Below are 19,579 nucleotides of genomic sequence, written 5' to 3' on the forward strand. Positions count from 1 at the left end.
GATCAACCGGGCCTTACATCGCTTTCCAATAATCGGACTCAACCGCTGCACACGCGGTCTTCGAGGCTTATTGGAGATAATAATAATGAAAGGCCGTAAAGCTGAAGGTATCCACCTCACGCGGGCATTGAAGAGCCGGCACATCTTCATGCTCTCGCTCGGTGGCGTGATCGGCACCGGGCTGTTCATGGGCTCGGGGGTGACCATCAACCAGGGCGGGCCGGTGGGCGCGATCCTGGCCTACCTGGTTGCCGGTTTCCTGATGTACCTGGTGATGGTCTGCCTGGGTGAACTGTCGGTGCAGATGCCGGTGTCCGGTTCGTTCCAGGCCCATGCGACGAAATTCATCGGCCCGGCCACCGGTTTCATGATCGGCTGGGTGTACTGGATGAGCTGGGCCACCACCGTGGGCCTGGAGTTCACCGCCGCCGGCATGCTGATGACTCGCTGGTTCCCGGAGGTGCCGATCTGGTATTGGTCGGCGCTGTTCGTGGCCGTGCTGTTCGGCATCAACGCACTGGCTACTCGCGCCTTCGGTGAAGCGGAATACTGGTTCTCCGGGATCAAGGTGGCGGCGATCCTCGGCTTCATCATCGTCGGTGTGCTGGTGATCTTCGGCGGCATTTCGCTGAACAGCGGGGCGCCGGCGCCGATGATGAGCAACCTGATCGGTGATTCGCTGTTCCCCAATGGCCTGTCTGCAGTGTTCGCGGTGATGATGACCGTGGTCTACGCCTTCCAGGGTTGCGAGATCATGGGCGTGGCGGCGGGCGAGACCGACCAGCCGGAAAAGAGCATCCCGCGGGCAGTGCGTAACGTGGTGTTCCGCGTGCTGATCTTCTACGTGCTGGCGATCGTGGTGCTGTCGGCGATCGTGCCGTGGCAGCAGGCCGGGCTGATGGAAAGCCCGTTCGTGCAGGTGTTCGACATGGTCGGCATTCCTTACGCTGCGGACCTGATGAACTTCGTGATCCTCACCGCGATTCTCTCGGTGGGCAACTCCGGCCTGTATGCCTCTACCCGCATCCTTTGGGCGATGTCCAAGACCGGCATGGCACCGCGCAGCCTGTCGCCGCTGAGCAGCCGCGGCGTGCCGCTGCGCGCCCTGTTCATCACCTTGTGCTTTGCGCTGGTGTCGCTGATGACCAGCTTTGTCGCCGCCGACACCCTGTTCATGGTGCTGATGGCGGTGAGCGGCATGTCCGGCACGGTGACCTGGATTGTCATCGCCCTGGCGCAGTACCGCTTCCGCCAGCAGTTCCTGCGTGATGGCGGCCAGTTGAGCGAGCTCAAGTACCGCGCGCCGCTGTACCCGCTGGTGCCGTTGCTGTGCATCACCTTGTGCAGTTCGCTGTTCGTGTTCCTGGCAATGGATGAGACGCAGCGGCCTTCGTTGTACTGGGGCTTTGGCTTTATTGCGCTGTGCTATGCGGCGTATTTCCTGGTGCAGCGCAAGCGCCAGGGGGTGGGGCTGGAGCCTGACATGCCGGCAGCCTGACAGATCCACTGGGGCCGCTTTGCGGCCCATCGCCGGCAAGCGCGGCTCCCACCTTGAACGGCTTACGCAGGCCCCGGTGGGAGCCGCGCTTGCCGGCGATGGGCTGCAAAGCAGCCCCCAGCGGTTGTGGGCAGTTGTACAAAGTTGTAACAGCACCAACCAGCGCTTCTCTGGATGTCTGCAAAAATCCTTATAAATCAGATAGCTAATGCATTGCTTGCAGCGTTACAGCGCAATCACCCCACCAATTGCCTCCTTGTTGAACACTCGTTTAGCATGAGCCTCACCTCTCACAGCAATCACAATAATCCGAGGCCCGTCATGACCGCTCCGTCGTCCCTAATCACCCAGGTTGAAGCCGGCGTTGCCTGGATCACCCTGAACCGTCCCGAGCAGCGCAACGCGCTGGACATCCCCACGCTGAAGACGCTGCACGCCACCCTCGAGGCGTACAACGTCGACCCGGCTGTACGCGTGGTGGTGCTGACCGGCACCGGGCGCAGCTTCTGCGCCGGCGCCGACCTCGCCGAGTGGGCCGAAGCCGAAGCCCGTGGCGCCCTGGAAACCTACGGCTGGACCGAAACCGCCCACGCCCTGATGCACTGCCTGCACAACCTGGACAAACCCACCATCGCCGCCATAAACGGTACCGCCGTCGGCGCCGGCATGGACCTGTCACTGTGCTGCGACCTGCGCCTGGCGGCCCAGTCGGCACGCTTCAAGGCCGGCTACACCAGCATGGCCTACTCGCCGGATGCCGGCGCCAGCTGGCACCTGCCTCGGCTGATCGGCAGCGAGCAGGCCAAGCGCCTGCTGTTCCTCGACGAACTGTGGGGCGCCGAACGCGCCCTGGCGGCCGGCCTGGTCGGTGAGGTAGTCGCCGACGACCAGCTAGCCACCGCCACCGCCGAACTGGCCGCGCGCCTGGCCCAGGGGCCGACCTTCGCCTACGCCCAGGCCAAGCGCCTGATGCGCGAAGGCGCCTCGCGCAGCCTCGCCGAGCAACTCACTGCCGAACTCGCCGCCGGCCTGCTCTGCGGGCGCAGCGAAGACGGCGCCGAGGCCTTGCGCGCAGCCACGGAAAAACGCCCGCCACGCTTCAGCGGCAAATAAGCCCTCACTCTTCCCCCGGTTACCCAGGAACAGGCCATGAATTTCCAACTGACCCAAGAACAAGAAATGTTGGTGGATGCCGTACGCAGCTTCGTCGCCAAGGAGCTGTTGCCCCATGAAGAAGCTGTGGACCGTGCCGACGAAGTGTCGCCGGAGCTTGCCGCGCAGATCCGTGGCAAAGCCATCGCCGCCGGCTTCTACGCCTTCAACATGCCCGAGGAGGTCGGTGGCGGCGGCCTCGATTACCTGTCCCAGGCCCTGATCGAGCGCGAGCTGTCCAAGGTCTCCTGGGCACTGCACGTGTTCGTCGCCCGGCCGTCGAAGATTCTCATGGCCTGTACCGGCCAGCAGGTCGAGGACTATCTGCTGCCATGCATCCGTGGCGAGAAGACCGACTGCTTTGCCCTGACCGAACCGGGCGCCGGCTCCGATGCCAACTCGATCAAGACCCGCGCCGTGCGCGAGGGCGACGGCTTCGTGATCAATGGCAGCAAACATTTCATCAGCCATGCCGGGCACGCCGACTTCGCCATCGTCTTTGCCGTCACCGACACCTACGAGCACAACGGCCGCAAGCGCAACGCCGTCACCGCCTTCCTGGTCGACCGTGGTACCCCGGGCATGACCATCCGCCGTGGCCCGAAATGCGTCAGCAACCGTGGCTACCACACCTACGAGCTGTTCTTCGACGACTGCAAGGTGCCGGCCACCCAGGTGCTCGGCGAAGTCGGCAAGGGCTGGGAAGTGGCCAACGCCTGGCTGACCGCAGGCCGGGTCATGGTCGCCGCCAACTGCGTTGGGCAGGCCCAGCGCGCGCTGGACGTGTCGCTGCAATGGGCGGCCGACCGCAAGCAGTTCGGCCAGCCGATCGGCACCTACCAGGGCGTGTCGTTCAAGCTCGCCGACATGGCCACGCAGATCCGTGCCGCCGAACTGCTGACCCTGCACACCGCCTGGAAGATGGACCAGGGCAGCATGACCGACGGCGAGGCCGGCATGGCCAAGCTGTTCGCCAGCGAAGTGCTCGGCAAGGTTGCCGACGAAGCGGTGCAGATCTACGGCGGCATGGGCCTGATGGATGAAGGGCCGGTCGAACGCATCTGGCGCAACGCACGCATCGAACGGATCTGGGAAGGCACCTCGGAAATCCAGCGGCACATCATCTCGCGCGAACTGCTGCGCCCACTGCTGCGCTGACCGGAGCCTCACCATGTCGCAAGCCATTCGTGACAACCTCAAACGCCTGCTGGCCCCCCGGCACCTGGCTTTCGTCGGCGGGCGCAGCATGGCCCGTGCGCTCAAGCGCTGTGCCGAGGGCGGCTACCCGGGCCAGATGTGGCTGGTCAACCCGCAGCAGGCCAGCATCGACGGCGTGCCCTGTGTGCGCAGCGTGGCCGAGCTGCCCTGCGCGCCGGACGCGGTGTTCATCGCCACCCACCGCGAACTGACCCTGGCCTGTGTCGCCGAACTCGCTGCCAAGGGTGCGGGCGGGGCGATCTGCTATGCCTCGGGCTTCGCCGAAAGCGGCGCCGAGGGCCAGGCACTGCAACAGCAGCTGCTCGACGCCGCCGGTGACATGGCCCTGCTCGGGCCCAACTGCTACGGCCTGCTCGACTACCTGCACAGTGCCGCCCTGTGGCCTGTGGCCCACGGTGGCAAGGCGGTAGAGAAGGGCGTGGCGGTGCTGACCCAGAGCGGCAACTTTGCCTACAACCTGTCGATGAGCGACCGCTCGCTGCCGGTGGCCTACATGGCCTCGGTCGGCAACCAGGCGCAACTGGGCATCGCCGAGTTGATGGATGTGCTGCTCGATGAACCCCGGGTCACCGCCATCGGCTTGCACCTGGAGGGCCTGAAGAACGTGCCGGGCTTTGCCCGCGCCGCGCACAAGGCGCTGGAGAAGGGCATCCCGATCGTCGCGCTGAAGACTGGCGTGTCGCAGATCGGCGCCGAGCTGGCGCTCAGTCACACCAGCTCGCTGTCCGGCTCCGACGCCCTGTACGACAGCTTGTTCGAGCGCCTGGGGGTGATTCGCGTCAGCGGCCCGGTGAGTTTCGTCGAAACCCTCAAGGCCGCCGCCTGCGGCAACCTGCCCAAGGGCCCCAGCCTGATTGCGCTGGCCTGTTCGGGCGGCGATGCCGGGCTGATCGCCGATTACAGCGAAAGCAACCAGCTGCACCTGCCGGCCCTGGATGCCAGCCAGGTCGAGGAACTGGCCCAGGTGCTGCCGGCCTACGCCAACCTGGTCAACCCGCTGGACTTCACCACGGCGATCTGGGGCGACGGCCCGGCCAAGGCGCGCATGCTCGACAGTGCCCTGCGCAGTGACGCCGATGCGGCGATGCTGGTGCTCGATTACCCCGCCGAGTTCACCGGCGAGCGCAAGGAATGCGACTTGCTGCTGGAGCTGTACTGCACAGCACTCAAGCGCCATGGCAAGGCCGGCTTCGTCACCTCGGCCTTCCCCGAACTGTTGCCAGCCAGCGCCCGTGACCGCCTGCACGCGGCCGGGGTGCCAGCGCTGCAAGGGGTGGAGGATGGCCTGGCGGCCTGGGGCCGGGTTGCCCGTTACGCGCAGCAGCGCCCGGCCTTGCTGGCGCTGGGCGAGTCGGCGCTGGTGCCGCTGTGCCCGCAGCCGCTGGCCGGTGACAGCCGCCTGCTCAACGAGTGGGATTCCAAGCAGACCCTGCGTGGCTTCGGCCTGCCCGTTCCGAATGGCGTATTGAGCAGCCCGCAAAATGCGCTGGCCGATGCTGGCAAGGTGGGTTTCCCGCTGGTGCTCAAGGCCGTCAGCGCACAGTTGCCGCACAAGACCGAGGCCGGCGCAGTGGCGCTGAACCTGGCCAACGAGGCCGCCCTCAGCAGCGCCCTTGAGCAGATGCGCACGCGCATCGCCGCTTACGCGCCGGGCGTCGCCTTCGACCAGGTACTGCTCGAACCCATGGCTGGCGCGCCACTGGCCGAGCTGATCGTCGGCATCAAGCGCGAGGTGGATTTCGGCCTGGCGCTGGTGATCGGCGCCGGCGGCATCCTCGTCGAGCTGCTCAAGGACAGCCACAGCCTGCTGCTGCCGACCACCGACGGTGCCATCCGCAAGGCCGTGCTTGGCCTGCGCAGCGCTGCCTTGCTGCAGGGCTTCCGCGGCAAGCCAGCGGCGGACCTGGATGCACTGGTCGCAGCCATCCGTGCGGTGGCCGACTACGCCTGCGAAAACGCCAGCCAGCTGCTGGAGCTGGATGTGAACCCATTGATGGTCGATGCCAATGGCACCACTGCGGTCGATGCCTTGATCCGCCTCGGCCAGGTGTAAGGACATGAACATGACGAACCCCACACTCACAGGCGGCCAGGCGCTGGTGCGCCTGCTGGCCAATTACGGCGTCGATACCGTCTTCGGCATCCCCGGCGTGCACACCCTGGAGCTGTACCGCGGCTTGCCCGGCAGCGGCATTCGCCACGTGCTCACCCGGCACGAGCAGGGCGCCGGCTTCATGGCCGACGGCTATGCCCGGGTCAGCGGCAAACCCGGCGTCTGCTTTGTCATCACCGGCCCCGGCGTGACCAACGCCGCCACCGCCATCGGCCAGGCCTACGCCGACTCGATTCCGCTGCTGGTGATTTCCAGCGTCAACCACACCGCCAGCCTGGGCAAAGGCTGGGGCTGCCTGCACGAGACCCAGGACCAGCGCGCCATGACTGCGCCGATCACCGCCTTCTCGGCCGTGGCGCTGAAGGCCGAGGACCTGCCGGAACTGATCGCCCGCGCCTATGCCGTGTTCGACAGTGAGCGCCCGCGCCCAGTGCATATCTCGGTGCCGCTGGATGTGCTGGCTGCGCCGGTGGCGCGGGACTGGAGCCATGACGTGGTGCGCCGCCCCGGTCGCGGCCCGGCCAGCCTCGACAGCCTGCAACAGGCAGCGGCCAGGCTGGCGGCGGCCAAGCGCCCGATGATCATCGCCGGCGGTGGCGCCCTGCAGGCGGGCGCCGAGCTGCAGCAGCTGAGCACACGCCTGGCGGCGCCGCTGTTCACCAGCGTTGCCGGCAAGGGCCTGGCACCGCTGGACTCGCCGCTCAACGCCGGCTCCACGCTGTGCGTGGAACCGGGCTGGGCGCTGATTGCCGAGGCCGACGTGGTGCTGGCGGTCGGCACCGAGATGGCCGACACCGACTTCTGGCGTGAGCGCCTGCCGCTGACCGGCGAACTGCTGCGGGTGGATATCGACCCACGCAAGTTCAACGACTTCTACCCCTGCGCGCTGGCCTTGCACGGTGATGCCCGGCAGACCCTGGCGGGGCTGCTTGAACAGCTGCCGGATGGCGTGCGCGATGCGACCCAGGCAAGCGCCGCAGTAGCCCGCCTGCGCGATGCCGTGCAGGCCAGCCACGGCCCCCTGCAGGCCATTCACCAGGCGATCCTGCAGCGGGTCGCGGCCGAGCTGCCGGACAACGCCTTCATCAGCACCGACATGACCCAACTGGCCTACACCGGTAACTATGTGTTCAGCAGCCGGGCGCCGCGCAGCTGGCTGCACCCCACCGGCTACGGCACCCTCGGTTACGGCCTGCCGGCCGGTATCGGCGCGATGTTCGCCACGGCCGACCGCCCGGGCCTGGTGCTGGTGGGCGACGGTGGTTTCCTCTACACCGCGCAGGAACTGGCGACCGCGGTCGAGGAGCTGGACCGCCCGCTGGTGGTGCTGCTGTGGAACAACGACGCGCTGGGGCAGATCCGCGACGACATGCTCGGCCTCGATATCGAACCGATCGGCGTACTGCCGCGCAACCCGGACTTCGCCGGCCTGGCCCGTGCCTTCGGCTGTACGGTCGCGCAGCCGCAGAGCCTCGATGAACTGCAACGCGACCTGCGCGGCGGCTTTGCCCGCAACGGCGTGACCCTGATCGAGCTCAAGCACGCCTGCGCGCGCTGAGCCCACCCCGCACAACAGGACAACCAGCCATGCGATTTTCCTCTTTGACCCAACGGATTGCCGGCGACGGCGCCGCCGCCTGGGAGATCCACTACCGCGCCCTGGCCATGCTCGAACAGGGCCGCGAAGTGCTGCTGCTGTCGGTCGGCGACCCGGACTTCGACACCCCGGCGCCAATCGTTCAGGCCGCTGTTGCCAGCCTCGAAGCCGGCAATACCCATTACGCCGACGTGCGCGGCAAGCGCAGCCTGCGCGAGGCCATCGCCCGTCGCCACCAGCAGCGCAGCGGCCAGGCGGTCACCGCCGAGCAGGTGACGGTGCTGGCGGGGGCGCAGTGCGCGCTGTTCTGCGTCGCCCAATGCGTGCTGGAGCCGGGCGATGAAGTGATCGTCGCCGAGCCGATGTATGTCACCTACGAGGCGGTGTTCGGTGCCTGCGGCGCCAAGGTGGTGCCGGTGCCGGTGCGCCCGGAGCATGGCTTTCGCGTGCAGCCCGCAGACGTCGCCGCACGGATCACCCCGCGCACTCGTGCCCTGGCACTGAACAGCCCGCACAACCCCTCCGGTGCCAGCTTGCCGCGCAGCACCTGGCAGGCCCTGGCCGAACTGTGCATCGCCCATGACCTGTGGCTGATCAGCGACGAGGTGTACAGCGAGCTGCTGTTCGAGGGCGAGCACATCAGCCCGGCCAGCCTGCCGGGCATGGCCGAGCGCACGGCGACACTGAACAGCCTGTCCAAGTCCCACGCCATGACCGGCTGGCGGGTCGGCTGGGTGGTCGGCTCGCCGGCGTTGTCCGGGCACCTGGAAAACCTTGCCCTGTGCATGCTGTATGGCTCGCCCGACTTCATCCAGGATGCAGCGGTGGCCGCGCTGGAGCAGCCGTTGCCGGAACTGGACGGCATGCGCGAAGCCTACCGCCAGCGCCGTGACCTGGTGTGTGCAAGCCTTGCCGACTGCCCGGGCATTCGGGCACTCAAGCCCGATGGCGGCATGTTCGTAATGGTCGATATCCGCGAGACCGGCCTCAGCGCGCAAGCCTTCGCCGACCGCCTGCTCGACCAGCACGGGGTGTCGGTGCTGGCCGGTGAAGCCTTCGGCCCGAGTGCCGCCGGGCATATCCGCCTGGGCCTGGTGCTCGGCGCCGAGCCGCTGCGTGAAGCCTGCCGGCGCATTGCCCGCTGCGCCAGCGAACTGATGGAGGCGCAACGCAATGCATGAATACAGCCGCCTGTTTATCGATGGTCGCTGGCAGCAGCCAGCGGGGCAGGGCATGGCCGAGGTGATCGACCCGGCCAGCGAGGCGGTGGCCGGCAGGGTGCCACTAGGTAACGAAGCGGATGTGGAACGCGCCGTCAACGCGGCGCGAAAGGCGTTCGCCGACTGGTCGCGCACGCCGTCCAGCGTGCGCGCCGGGTACATTCGCGCCCTGGCCGAACAGCTCAAGGCGCGGGCCGACGAGATGGCCGCGGTGATCACCACCGAGCTGGGCATGCCGGTGCAGTGGTGCCGGCCGGTGCAGGTCGATGGGCCCATCGTCGGGCTTGAGCAGTACAGCGAACTGGCCGGCCTGATGGATGAGGTGCGCGAAGTCGGCAACTCGCTCGTGTACCGCGAGGCCGTGGGCGTGTGCGCGTTCATCAACCCCTGGAACTACCCGCTGCACCAGCTGATCGGCAAGCTCGCCCCAGCCTTGGCCGCAGGTTGCACGGTAGTGGTCAAGCCGAGCCAGGAGACCCCGCTGCATGCCTTCCTGCTGGCCGAAATGATCGAGGCCATCGGGTTGCCGGCCGGGGTGTTCAACCTGGTCAGCGGGCCGGGGTCGAAAGTCGGCGAGGCGCTGGCACGGCACCCGCAGGTGGACATGGTCTCGTTCACCGGGTCCACCGGCGCGGGTGTGCGGGTTGCCCAGGCGGCAGCACCGTCGGTGAAGCGGGTGTGCCTGGAGCTGGGCGGCAAGTCGCCGTTCCTGATCACCGCCGACGCACCGTTGGAGGCGGCGGTGCGCCATGGCGTGCAGGATGTGATGATCAACTCGGGGCAGACCTGCACGGCGCTGACGCGCATGCTGTTGCCGGCCTCGCGCTATGCCGAGGCCCTGGACATCGCCGTGGACGAGGCCAGCAGCCTGGTGATGGGCGACCCGCAGGACCCGCGCAGCTTCCTCGGGCCGATGTGCTCGGCCGGGCAGCGGCGCACGGTGCAGGAATACATCCGGGTCGGCGAGGAAGAAGGCGCACGGCTGTTGTGTGGCGGGGCGACCGCAGCGGGCTTCGAGCGCGGGTTCTATGTGCCGCCGACGCTTTTCGCCGACGTCGACAACCGCATGCGCATCGCCCAGGAAGAAATCTTCGGGCCGGTGCTGTGCCTGATTCCTTATGCCGACGAGGCCGAGGCCATTGCCTTGGCCAACGACTCGCCGTTCGGGCTGTCCAGCGCAGTGTGGGCCGGTAGCCGCGAAAAGGCGCTGCAACTGGGCCGCCAACTGCGCGCGGGGCAATGCTTCGTCAATGGCGGGGCGTTCAACTACCAGGCACCGTTTGGCGGTTACAAGCAGTCGGGCAATGGGCGCGAGTGGGGGGAGGAGGGCCTGAACGAGTTTGTCGAGGTGAAGGCCATTCAGCTCTGAAAAGTGTGCAAGCAACTGCGTTGCACAACTTCTGAAAACTGGCGCGCTCCCACAGGGGGCGCGTCAGGTTTTAAACATTGAGCAAGACAGTTACCCCCGCAGGCGCTGGCGTTCAGGCCGTGTGTTCCTTCGGCGTATCGAACGCCACGAACAGCTGATCCGCCGTGATCGCCCCCAGGTCCAGGCGCATGTTCTGCTCCAGCATCGCGAACAGCCGGGTGAACACTTCGTACACCTTGCAGTGGTCTTCCAGCCCGGCAAACGGGTTGTCGATCTTCTCGGCGATCAGCGAGCTTTCCTGCACCGCGTCATACACTTCGCGCAAGGTGATTTCCTGCGGCGCGCGGGCCAGGGTCACGCCGCCCTGGGCGCCGCGGTACGAGGTCAGGATATTGGCCTTGACCATCTGCGACACCATCGAACGCACGCGGGTCGGGTGCACCTTGACCCACTTGGCGATGGTTTCGGTGCGCAACTTCTGCGGGGCATTGGCCGCCACGAACGAAAGGATGTACGAGGCGGTGATGAGTCGGGTCGACTGGCTCATGGGGCAAAGGCTCCCTGCGAAAACGTCAATGGTACACGACTGAAAAAGCCCGGTATCGGGCGCTGGAAATCAGCTTGTCCTGCCGCTAATGTATTTGTTACGGTAACAATTACAAATTGTAAACAGCTTCTACGCAATCCGCTTTGACCGAACAACAATTTCTTGCGGTTCAACAGGGGCAAATGCCATGAGCGATAACAACAAGAACAATCCTCACGCCATTCTCGACGGCAGCCTGCCGCGCCGGGATTTCCTCAAGTACAGCGCGGCCGCTGCGGCCATCGCCGGGGCGTTTTCCCTAGGCCTGCCGCTGCCTGGTCATGCCGAAGAGGCCACGCCAAAGCCGGGCGGCACCTTGCGCCTGGGCCTGGCCGGGGGCAGCACCACCGATTCCAAGGACCCAGGCTCGTGGGTCGACACCTTCACCTTCATCGGCTTCTCGGCGGTGTACAACACGCTCACCGAAATTTCCGTGGAAGGCACCGCCATCCCGGAGCTGGCCGAGCGCTGGGAATCGAGCCCCGACGCCAAGGTGTGGACCTTCACCTTGCGTCAGGGCGTGACCTTCCACAACGGCAAGACCCTGAATGCCGATGACGTGGTGGCCTCGATCCAGCACCACCTGGGCGACAAGTCCACCTCCGCGGCCAAGACCGTACTGGGCGATGTCGCCAAGATCCACGCCAGCGCCCCCGACACCGTGGTGTTCAAGCTGCATTCGGGCAACGCCGACTTCGCCTACGTGGTCGCCGACTACCACCTGGTGATCATGCCCGCCAAGGACGGCCTGGCCGACTGGCAGGCCGGCGTCGGCACTGGCGGCTATCGCATCAAGGGCTTCGAGCCGGGCGTGCGCATGGACCTGGAGCGCAGCCCGGACTACTGGAAGCCGGGCAGGGCGCACTTCGCCAGCGCCGAGCTGATCGCCATCGCCGACGGCGCCGCGCGGGTCAACGCCCTGGTCACCGGCAAGGTCGATGTGATCAACAAGGTCGACCTCAAGACCGTAGCCTTGCTCAAGCGCAACCCGAAGCTGGTGATCGAGGAAACCAAGGGCGCCCAGCACTACACCTTCCCGATGCTCACCGACAGCGAGCAGTTCCGCGACAACAACGTGCGCATGGCCCTCAAGCACGCGATCAACCGCGAGACCCTGCTGGCCTCGGTGCTCTACGGCTACGGCCAGGTCGGCAACGACCACCCGCTGCAGCCGGCCAACCGCTTCATCAACCCGGCGCTGGAGCAGCGCGTCTACGACCCGGACAAGGCGCGCTTCTTCCTGCGCCAGGCCGGCATGGACAGCCTCAAGGTGCGCCTGCAGGCCTCCGATGCCGCCTACAGCGGTGCGGTGGATGCCTCGGTGCTGTTCAAGGAGCAGGCGCGTCAGGCCGGGATCGACATCGACGTGGTGCGCGAACCGGCCGATGGTTTCTTCACCAACGTGTGGATGAAGCAGCCGTTCACCACCTCGTTCTGGTACTCCAGCCTCACCGCCGACCGGATGTTCAGCATCGGCTACGCCAAGGGTGCGGCGTGGAACGAGACTCACTGGGACAACCCGCGCTTCAACCAGTTGCTCAACGCCGCCCGTGGCGAGATGAACGAGCCGCTGCGCCGCGAGATGTACAACGAAATGCAGGCGCTGTGCCGCGATGAAGGCGGGGCGATCGTGCCGCTGTTCGCCAGCTCCGTTGCCGCTCGCTCCAGCCGCGTGGCCCATGGCCCGCTCACGGCGCCCTATGGCGAGCTGGATGGCCTGCGGGTGATCGAGCGCTGGTGGCAAGCCTGAGCCGCTGACCCTGCATCCAGTCGAGGCATCCAGTAGAGGAATGGTACGGTGAACAATCTTGGCAAACTGCTTGTGCAGCGGCTGGCCCTGGGCCTGTTGTCGCTGTTTGCGGTCTCGGTGGTGATCTTCCTGGCAGTCAGCCTGCTGCCAGGCGACATCGCCCAGGCCATGCTCGGCCAGTCGGCCACCCCGGAAACCGTGGCGGCCCTGCGCGCCCAGCTGGGGCTGGACCTGTCGCCGGTGCAGCGTTTCGTGCACTGGGCGTGGCGCCTGCTGCACGGTGATTTGGGCGTATCGCTGGCCAACCAGCGGCCGATCATCGAACTGGTTGGCACGCGGCTGGGCAACACCTTCAGCCTGGCCCTGCTGGCGGCGCTGTTCTCGGTGCCAACGGCGTTGCTGCTGGGCATGCTCGCGGCGTTGTACCGCAACAGCTGGTTCGACCGCCTGCTCAACACCGGCGCCTTGAGCGCCGTGTCGTTCCCCGAGTTCTTCGTCGCCTACCTGCTGATCCTGGTGTTCGCGGTAAAGCTCGAATGGCTGCCGGGTATCTCCAGCCTGCCTGCAGATGCCTCGCTGGGCGAGGTGCTGGAAGTCTCGGTGCTACCGGTGGCGACCCTGAGCCTGGTGGTGATCGCACAGATGATGCGCATGACCCGCGCCTCTCTGATCAACCTGCTGGCCAGCCCCTACATCGAAATGGCCCGGCTCAAGGGCGTGTCGCCGGCGCGGGTGATCTTCCGGCATGCCTTGCCAAATGCCCTGGCGCCGATCGTCAACGTGGTGGCGCTGAACCTGGCGTACCTGGTGGTGGGTGTAGTGGTGGTGGAAGTGGTGTTCGTCTACCCGGGGCTCGGCCAGTTGCTGGTCGACTCGGTGGCCAAGCGCGACATCCCGGTGGTGCAGGCCTGCAGCCTGATCTTCGCCGGCACCTACATCCTGCTCAATACCGGCGCCGACGTGCTGTCGATTGCCAGCAACCCACGCCTGATGCATCCGAAGGGGTAGACCATGAGCCTGATCACACCTGTGCTGCGTGCGCCCCTGAGCGCCAAATTCGGCCTGCTGGTGATTGTTGCCTACACCGTGGTGGCGCTGTTCGCACCGCTGCTGGCGCCGTATGGCGAAACCCAGGTAGTCGGCGAGGGCTTCGCGCCGTGGAGCCCGCAGTTCCTGCTGGGCACCGACAACCTTGGCCGCGACACCTTGAGCCGCCTGCTGTTCGGAGCCCGCAACACCCTCGGTATCGCCTTCCTGACCACCAGCCTGGCGTTCCTGCTGGGCGGCCTGTGTGGCCTGGTCGCGGCCATCAAGGGCGGCTGGATCGACCAGGGCCTGTCGCGCCTGGTGGACATCCTGATGGCCATCCCGCAGCTGATCTTCGCCTTGCTGATCCTCAGCGTGGTCGGCACCACGGCCACCTCGCTGGTGCTGGTGATTGCCCTGCTCGACGCCACACGGGTGTTCCGCCTGTCGCGGGCGGTGGCGATGAACGTGGTGGTGCAGGACTTCGTCGAGGCTGCGCGCTTGCGCGGCGAAGGGCTGTGGTGGCTGGCCACCCGCGAAGTGCTGCCCAACGCTGCGGCGCCGCTGATTGCCGAGTTCGGCCTGCGCTTCTGTTTCGTCTTCCTGTTCATCAGCGCCTTGTCGTTCCTCGGCCTCGGCATCCAGCCGCCGACCGCCGACTGGGGCAGCATGGTGCGCGACAACGCGGTGCTGATCACCTTCGGCGACATCAGCCCGCTGCTTCCGGCACTGGCGGTGGCGTTGATCACGGTGAGCGTGAACTTTGTCGTCGACTGGGTGCTGCACCTGTCCAGTGGCCTGAAGGAGTGCTGAGCATGAACCCCGATACCTTGCTGGAAATCCGTGGCCTACGCATCGAAGGCCAGCATGACGACGCCTGGCACCCGCTGATCAAGGGCATCGACCTGACCCTTAAGCGCGGCGAGGTACTGGGCCTGATCGGCGAGTCCGGTGCCGGCAAGTCGACCCTGGGCCTGGCCGCGATGGGCTATGTGCGCGACGGCTGCCGGATCACCGGCGGCAGCGTGTGCTTCGATGGCATCCAGCTGCTCGATTGCAGCGCCGAAACCCTGCGCAAGCTGCGTGGCCTGCGCATCGCCTATGTGGCGCAGAGCGCTGCCGCCTCGTTCAACCCGGCGCACCGGCTGATCGACCAGCATGTGGAAACCGCGGTGACCAATGGTGGCATCGACCGCGCCAAGGCCGAGGCCGAGGCGGTGGAGCTGTACCGCATCCTGCGCCTGCCCGACCCTGAACACATCGGCCAGCGTTACCCGCACCAGCTCTCCGGCGGCCAGTTGCAGCGGGTGATGACGGCCATGGCCATGGCCTGTCACCCGGACCTGATCATCTTCGACGAGCCGACCACGGCGCTGGACGTCACCACCCAGATCGAGGTGCTGGCGGCGATCCGCGACGCGGTGAAGACCTTCGGCAGCGCCGCGCTGTACATCAGCCATGACCTGGCGGTGGTGGCGCAGATGGCCGACCGCATCATGGTGCTGCGCCACGGCAGCCTGGTGGAGGAGGCGCAAACGCGCAACATGCTCAGTGCCCCGCAGCAGGCCTACACCCAGTCGCTGTGGGCGGTGCGCAACTTCCACACCACGGCCAAGGCCTGCCCAGGCAATGAAAAGCCCTTGTTGGAAGTGCGCAACGCCGACGCCCGCTATGGCCAGCAACCGGTGCTGCACGATGTGTCGCTGAAGCTCTATCGCGGCCAGACCCTTGCGGTCATCGGCGAGTCGGGCAGCGGCAAGAGCACCACCGCGCGCCTGATCAGCGGCCTGTTGCCGCCAACTTCGGGCCAGGTGCTGTATGACGGCGAGGCCTTGCCGGCCGACTACCGCCAGCGCAGCAAGGAGCAGCTGCGGCGCATCCAGATGATCTATCAGATCCCCGACACCGCGCTCAACCCCAGGCAGCGCATCGTCGACATCATCGGCCGGCCACTGAGCTTCTACCTGGGCCTCAAGGGCAAGGCGCTGCGCGAGCGGGTCGCCGAACTGCTGCGGATGATCGACCTGGAGCCGGCCAAGTACATGGACCGCCTGCCGCGCGAGCTGTCGGGCGGGCAGAAGCAGCGGATCTGCATCGCTCGTGCCCTGGCTGCCGAGCCGCAGCTGATCATCTGCGACGAAGTGACCTCGGCCCTCGACCAGCTGGTCGCCGAAGGCGTGCTGAAACTGCTCGACCGTATCCAGCGCGAGCTGGGCGTGGCCTACCTGTTCATCACCCACGACGTGGCCACCGTGCGCGCGATCGCCGACGAGGTGCTGGTAATGCAGCGCGGGCGGGTGGTCGACCACGGCAGCCGCGAGGCGATCTTCCAGCCGCCGCACCGTGACTACACCGGGCTGCTGTTCTCCTGCGAACCCGAGATGGACCCCGACTGGCTCGACCGCCTGCTGGCGTCGCGCAACTCCCATTCCCCTTTGGCAACTGTTTGAGGATTGTCCATGAAAGTGTTGATCGTTCACGCTCACCCCGAGCCTCAGTCCTTCACCGCCGCCCTGCGTGACCAAGCGGCAGCAACCTTCCGCGCCCAGGGCCATGAGGTGCAAGTCAGCGACCTGTACGCCATGGGCTGGAACCCGGTGGCCAGCGCAGACGACTTCAGCCATCGGGAAAACCCGGAATACCTGGTGTATGCGCTGGAGCAGCGTCTGGGCGTGAAGAGCGGCTCCATCGCGCCGGATATACAGCAAGAGCTGGACAAGCTGCTGTGGGCCGACCTGCTGGTGCTGAACTTCCCGATCTTCTGGTTCTCGGCGCCGGCAATGCTCAAGGGCTGGATCGACCGCGTGCTGGTGTCAGGGGTGTGCTATGGCGGCAAGCGTTTCTACGACCAGGGTGGTCTGGCCGGCAAGCGCGCGCTGGTGACCGTGACCCTGGGCGGGCGTGAGCACATGTTCGGCGAGGGCGCGATCCACGGGCCGCTGGAGGACATGCTGCGGCCGATTCTGCGCGGCACCCTGGCCTATGTCGGTTTCGAGGTGCTGGAACCGTTCGTGGCCTGGCATGTGCCGTATATCAGCGACGAGGCGCGCCAGGCGTTCCTGCACAGTTACGAACAGCGCCTGCAGCACCTGTCGGATGACCTGCCGCTGAATTTCCCGCGCCTGGATCAGTTTGATGAAGCGCTGTATCCACTGCCGCGCTGATCATAGAGCAGCTTGGATTGTCGGGGCCGCTTTGCGGCCCATCGCCGGCAAGCGCGGCTCCCACAGGTCCTGCGTACGCCGATCAAGGTGGGAGCCGCGCTTGCCGGCGATGGGCTGCAAAGCAGCCCCGGGGGCTCGAGCACTCACGCCTTGTCCGCCTTGCCGGCCGCAGCAGCAAACTTGGCCAACTGAACATCCAGCCGGCGAGGGCGCCGGCCAAGGTCCTCGGCACGCTCCTTGCGGCGAATGGCATTGCGTACCATCAATGACCCCAGGTAACGGATGGGTTCCGGTGGGAAATGCCCGAGCGGGCCGTCGAGCAATGGCGAGCGGGTCCAGGGGTTGTCCAGCCCCAGCACCAGCGAGGACAGGATCTGACCGCCCATGTGGCACGGGCCCACACCACTGCCGGAATACCCGAAACCATAGAAGATATTGCCCTTGGCGCCCATGCGGCCGAAGAACGGCAAGCCGGTGACCGAACGATCCGAAGGGCCGTTCCAGGTTGCCGCGATATCGACGCCGGTGAATGCCGGGAAGAACTTTTCCAACGAATCGCGCAGCAGGTTCGCATAGGGTGATGGCTGGTCGAATACCGGCAGCATGCGCCCGCCGAAGGCGAAGGTATTGCCCCCTTTGCCCAGCATGAGCCGTCCGTCCGGGGTGTTGTGGTAGTAGTGAACGAAGATCCGCGAGTCGAGCACGGTCACGCCGCTGGTCAGGCCGATGCGTTCCAGCAGGTCCGGGCGAGGCTCGGTGATGATCATGTCGCTTGAGACAATCGCCACCGAACGCGAGAACTGTGGGAAGGTCCGGGCCATCCAGGCATTGATCGCCAGCACCCCATTGGCGCAGGTGACTTTGCCGTGGGGTGTGATGACCGTGGCTGGCTGCCCTTCGTCCAGGCCGACCATCGGCGTGCCTTCATGGATGCGCACGCCCAGCCCCAGTGCCACGCGGCGCAGGCCACGCACCAGCTTGGCCGGTTGTACGCTGGCCGCTGCGGGCGAGTACCAGCCTTCCAGGTGTTGGGCCGAGCCCGCCATCCGTTGCACGTCGGCGAGCGGGCGTTTGCTGAAGGTGTTGATGCCATGGCGCTCCAGCGCGGCGACTACCGCGTCGGTGGAGCCGACCTGGGCCTGGCTGGTCGAGGTGTACAGCGTGCCGTCCAGACGGTAGTCGGCATCCACGCCGTACTTTTCGCAGAAGTCGCCGATCGCATAAATGCTCTGCTCCGACGCCTTGACCAGGCGCACGGCCTCTTCGAGCCCGAACAAACGCTCCAAGGTAAAGAACTTCGCCGACCAGGACAGCGCACAACCGCCGTTGCGCCCACTGGCCCCCGCGCCGCAGATGTCCGCTTCGACGATGACCACATCGAGTTCGGGGTACTGTTCCTTGAGCATGATGGCGGTCCACAGGCCGGTGTAGCCGCCGCCGACAATGCAGACATCGGCGCGGGTGTCCTGGCGCAGGGGCGGGCAGGGTTCATCGGGCTGATTGTTCAGGGCTTGTTCCAGCCAGAAAGGGCGCATCGTGCTTCTCCAGAAAGGGACCGAAAAGGGCGCCGAGCAAGGTGCGCCCTGTGTCACGCATCCTTGCAGTGCACTGTGCATAAATAAAATCGATTTAACGTATGGATATATAAGTTCAGGCTATTTATGCGCGACCCCACCCATTCGGGTTATGGCCCCGTGGCCCAATCCCCCCGATAGTGGCTCCATCCGCTCACCCGAGCCGATCCTGATCACACGATGGAGTTGCTATGCGCAAGGCATTGAAGGTGATTTCCAGTCTGCTGATGTGTTGTTCCGCCACGGCCGCCCTGGCCAGCGAACCAGACACCAGCAATACGCTCAGGTTGTACAACTGGACCGACTACATCGGCGAAAACACCCTCGCCGATTTTGAAAAACAAACCGGTATCAAGGTGATCTACGACACCTTCGACGGCTACGAGACGGTCCAGACCAAACTGCTCACCGGCCGCTCCGGCTACGACCTGGTGATGCTCAATGGCTCGCTGGTGCCACCGCTGATCAAGGCCGGGGTGTTCCAGCCGCTGGACAAGAGCAAGCTGCCCAGCTGGGCCAACCTCGACCCGCAGGTGGTGCAGAGCCTGCAAGCCTTCGACCCCGGCATGGTCTACTCGGCGCCCTACACCTGGGGCAGCTCCGGCATCACCTACAACGTCGACAAGATCAAGCAGCGCATGCCCGACGCGCCCATCGGCTCGCTGGCCATGCTGTTCGACCCGAAGATCGTCTCGCGCTTCGCCGACTGCGGCGTGACCGTGATGGACGCGCCCAGCGAAGTCATCCCGCTGGCCCTCAAGTACCTCGGCAAAGACCCGCAGAGCGCCAAACCGGCCGACCTCAAGGCCGCCCAGGACGTGCTCATGGGCATCCGCCCCTACATCAAGAAATTCGACTCGGTGAACTACCTCACCAGCCTGCCCAACGGTGACGTGTGCATGGCCCTGACCTGGTCCGGCGACTACGCCACCGCCCAGGCCCGCGCGGTGGAGGCGAAGAAGGACATCAACCTGGCGTTCTTCATTCCCAAGGAAGGCTCGCTGATCTGGTTCGACAGCCTCTACCTGCCCAACGATGCGCCCCACGTGGCCAACGCCCACCGCTTCATCGAATACCTGCTGCAGCCCAAGACCATGGCCGAGGTGACCAACTACATCCACTACGCCAACAGCAACGCGGCCGCCACGCCGCTGGTGCAGGCCGATATCCGCAACGACCCGGCCATCTACCCCGACGAGCAGACCCGTGAGCGGTTGTTCACCCAGAAGTCCCAGGACCCGCAGGCCATGCGCGCCATCACCCGGGTCTGGAGCACGGTCAAGACCGGCATCTGACTCCTTTCACCGTACCG

General features: G+C 66.0%; 15 protein-coding genes. 13 read left to right on the forward strand and 2 right to left on the reverse strand.

The annotated features are described in order from the left end of the window. Positions 1 to 85: 85 nt before the first annotated feature. The 7 genes from F6X59_RS02680 to F6X59_RS02710 all read left to right on the forward strand — a co-directional run bounded on the left by F6X59_RS02680 (position 86) and on the right by F6X59_RS02710 (position 10,167). Entirely contained in the window at positions 86 to 1,498 is a 1,413-nt protein-coding gene (locus F6X59_RS02680; RefSeq protein ID WP_152954300.1) for an amino acid permease, read from the forward strand. Between the two features lie 321 nt (positions 1,499 to 1,819). Then, entirely contained in the window at positions 1,820 to 2,611 is a 792-nt protein-coding gene (locus F6X59_RS02685) for an enoyl-CoA hydratase/isomerase family protein (protein WP_152954302.1), read from the forward strand. 36 nt (positions 2,612 to 2,647) lie between these two features. Further along, positions 2,648 to 3,808: an acyl-CoA dehydrogenase family protein gene (locus F6X59_RS02690; RefSeq protein ID WP_152954303.1), complete on the forward strand. Its 1,161-nt coding sequence runs from the start codon at positions 2,648 to 2,650 to the stop codon at positions 3,806 to 3,808. 13 nt (positions 3,809 to 3,821) lie between these two features. Beyond that, complete coding sequence (locus F6X59_RS02695; protein WP_152954305.1) at positions 3,822 to 5,921, forward strand: acetate--CoA ligase family protein; 2,100 nt, start codon at positions 3,822 to 3,824, stop codon at positions 5,919 to 5,921. A 10-nt stretch (positions 5,922 to 5,931) separates the two neighbouring features. After that, the gene (locus F6X59_RS02700) at positions 5,932 to 7,539 is read left to right on the forward strand and encodes a 5-guanidino-2-oxopentanoate decarboxylase (protein ID WP_152954307.1); all 1,608 of its coding nucleotides are present in this window, start codon (positions 5,932 to 5,934) and stop codon (positions 7,537 to 7,539) included. Positions 7,540 to 7,568: 29 nt separating this feature from the next. Further along, positions 7,569 to 8,759 (forward strand): pyridoxal phosphate-dependent aminotransferase, encoded by a 1,191-nt coding sequence (locus F6X59_RS02705; protein WP_152954309.1) that lies wholly within the window; start codon positions 7,569 to 7,571, stop codon positions 8,757 to 8,759. Then, positions 8,752 to 10,167 carry an aldehyde dehydrogenase family protein gene (locus F6X59_RS02710; RefSeq protein ID WP_152954311.1) on the forward strand — a complete coding sequence of 472 codons (1,416 nt, stop codon included), beginning with the start codon at positions 8,752 to 8,754 and terminating at the stop codon, positions 10,165 to 10,167. The genes F6X59_RS02705 and F6X59_RS02710 overlap by 8 nt, the downstream gene beginning before the upstream one ends. A 112-nt stretch (positions 10,168 to 10,279) precedes the next feature. Here F6X59_RS02710 and F6X59_RS02715 read toward each other — a convergent pair whose 3' ends face one another. Next, positions 10,280 to 10,714: an Rrf2 family transcriptional regulator gene (locus F6X59_RS02715; protein ID WP_079228574.1), complete on the reverse strand. Its 435-nt coding sequence runs from the start codon at positions 10,712 to 10,714 to the stop codon at positions 10,280 to 10,282. 187 nt (positions 10,715 to 10,901) lie between these two features. Between F6X59_RS02715 and F6X59_RS02720 the strand changes: the two genes are divergently transcribed. From F6X59_RS02720 to F6X59_RS02740, 5 genes are read left to right on the forward strand one after another with little or no spacing between them, the layout of a single operon-like run. Next, positions 10,902 to 12,503: an ABC transporter substrate-binding protein gene (locus F6X59_RS02720; protein WP_152954313.1), complete on the forward strand. Its 1,602-nt coding sequence runs from the start codon at positions 10,902 to 10,904 to the stop codon at positions 12,501 to 12,503. Between the two features lie 48 nt (positions 12,504 to 12,551). Beyond that, positions 12,552 to 13,511 (forward strand): ABC transporter permease, encoded by a 960-nt coding sequence (locus F6X59_RS02725; protein ID WP_346653484.1) that lies wholly within the window; start codon positions 12,552 to 12,554, stop codon positions 13,509 to 13,511. Between the two features lie 3 nt (positions 13,512 to 13,514). Then, positions 13,515 to 14,342 carry an ABC transporter permease gene (locus F6X59_RS02730; RefSeq protein WP_152954315.1) on the forward strand — a complete coding sequence of 276 codons (828 nt, stop codon included), beginning with the start codon at positions 13,515 to 13,517 and terminating at the stop codon, positions 14,340 to 14,342. Positions 14,343 to 14,344: 2 nt separating this feature from the next. After that, positions 14,345 to 15,979, forward strand: coding sequence for an ABC transporter ATP-binding protein (locus tag F6X59_RS02735; protein ID WP_178120024.1), 1,635 nt, complete (start codon positions 14,345 to 14,347; stop codon positions 15,977 to 15,979). Positions 15,980 to 15,988: 9 nt separating this feature from the next. Continuing rightward, positions 15,989 to 16,693: an NAD(P)H-dependent oxidoreductase gene (locus F6X59_RS02740; RefSeq protein ID WP_152954317.1), complete on the forward strand. Its 705-nt coding sequence runs from the start codon at positions 15,989 to 15,991 to the stop codon at positions 16,691 to 16,693. Between the two features lie 143 nt (positions 16,694 to 16,836). Here F6X59_RS02740 and F6X59_RS02745 read toward each other — a convergent pair whose 3' ends face one another. Continuing rightward, positions 16,837 to 18,228 carry an FAD-dependent oxidoreductase gene (locus F6X59_RS02745; RefSeq protein WP_152954319.1) on the reverse strand — a complete coding sequence of 464 codons (1,392 nt, stop codon included), beginning with the start codon at positions 18,226 to 18,228 and terminating at the stop codon, positions 16,837 to 16,839. 230 nt (positions 18,229 to 18,458) lie between these two features. Between F6X59_RS02745 and F6X59_RS02750 the strand changes: the two genes are divergently transcribed. Further along, positions 18,459 to 19,562: a polyamine ABC transporter substrate-binding protein gene (locus F6X59_RS02750; protein WP_152954322.1), complete on the forward strand. Its 1,104-nt coding sequence runs from the start codon at positions 18,459 to 18,461 to the stop codon at positions 19,560 to 19,562. Positions 19,563 to 19,579 lie beyond the last annotated feature (17 nt).

It is taken from the genome of Pseudomonas sp. MN1F (assembly GCF_009391885.1).
Classification (GTDB): domain Bacteria; phylum Pseudomonadota; class Gammaproteobacteria; order Pseudomonadales; family Pseudomonadaceae; genus Aquipseudomonas.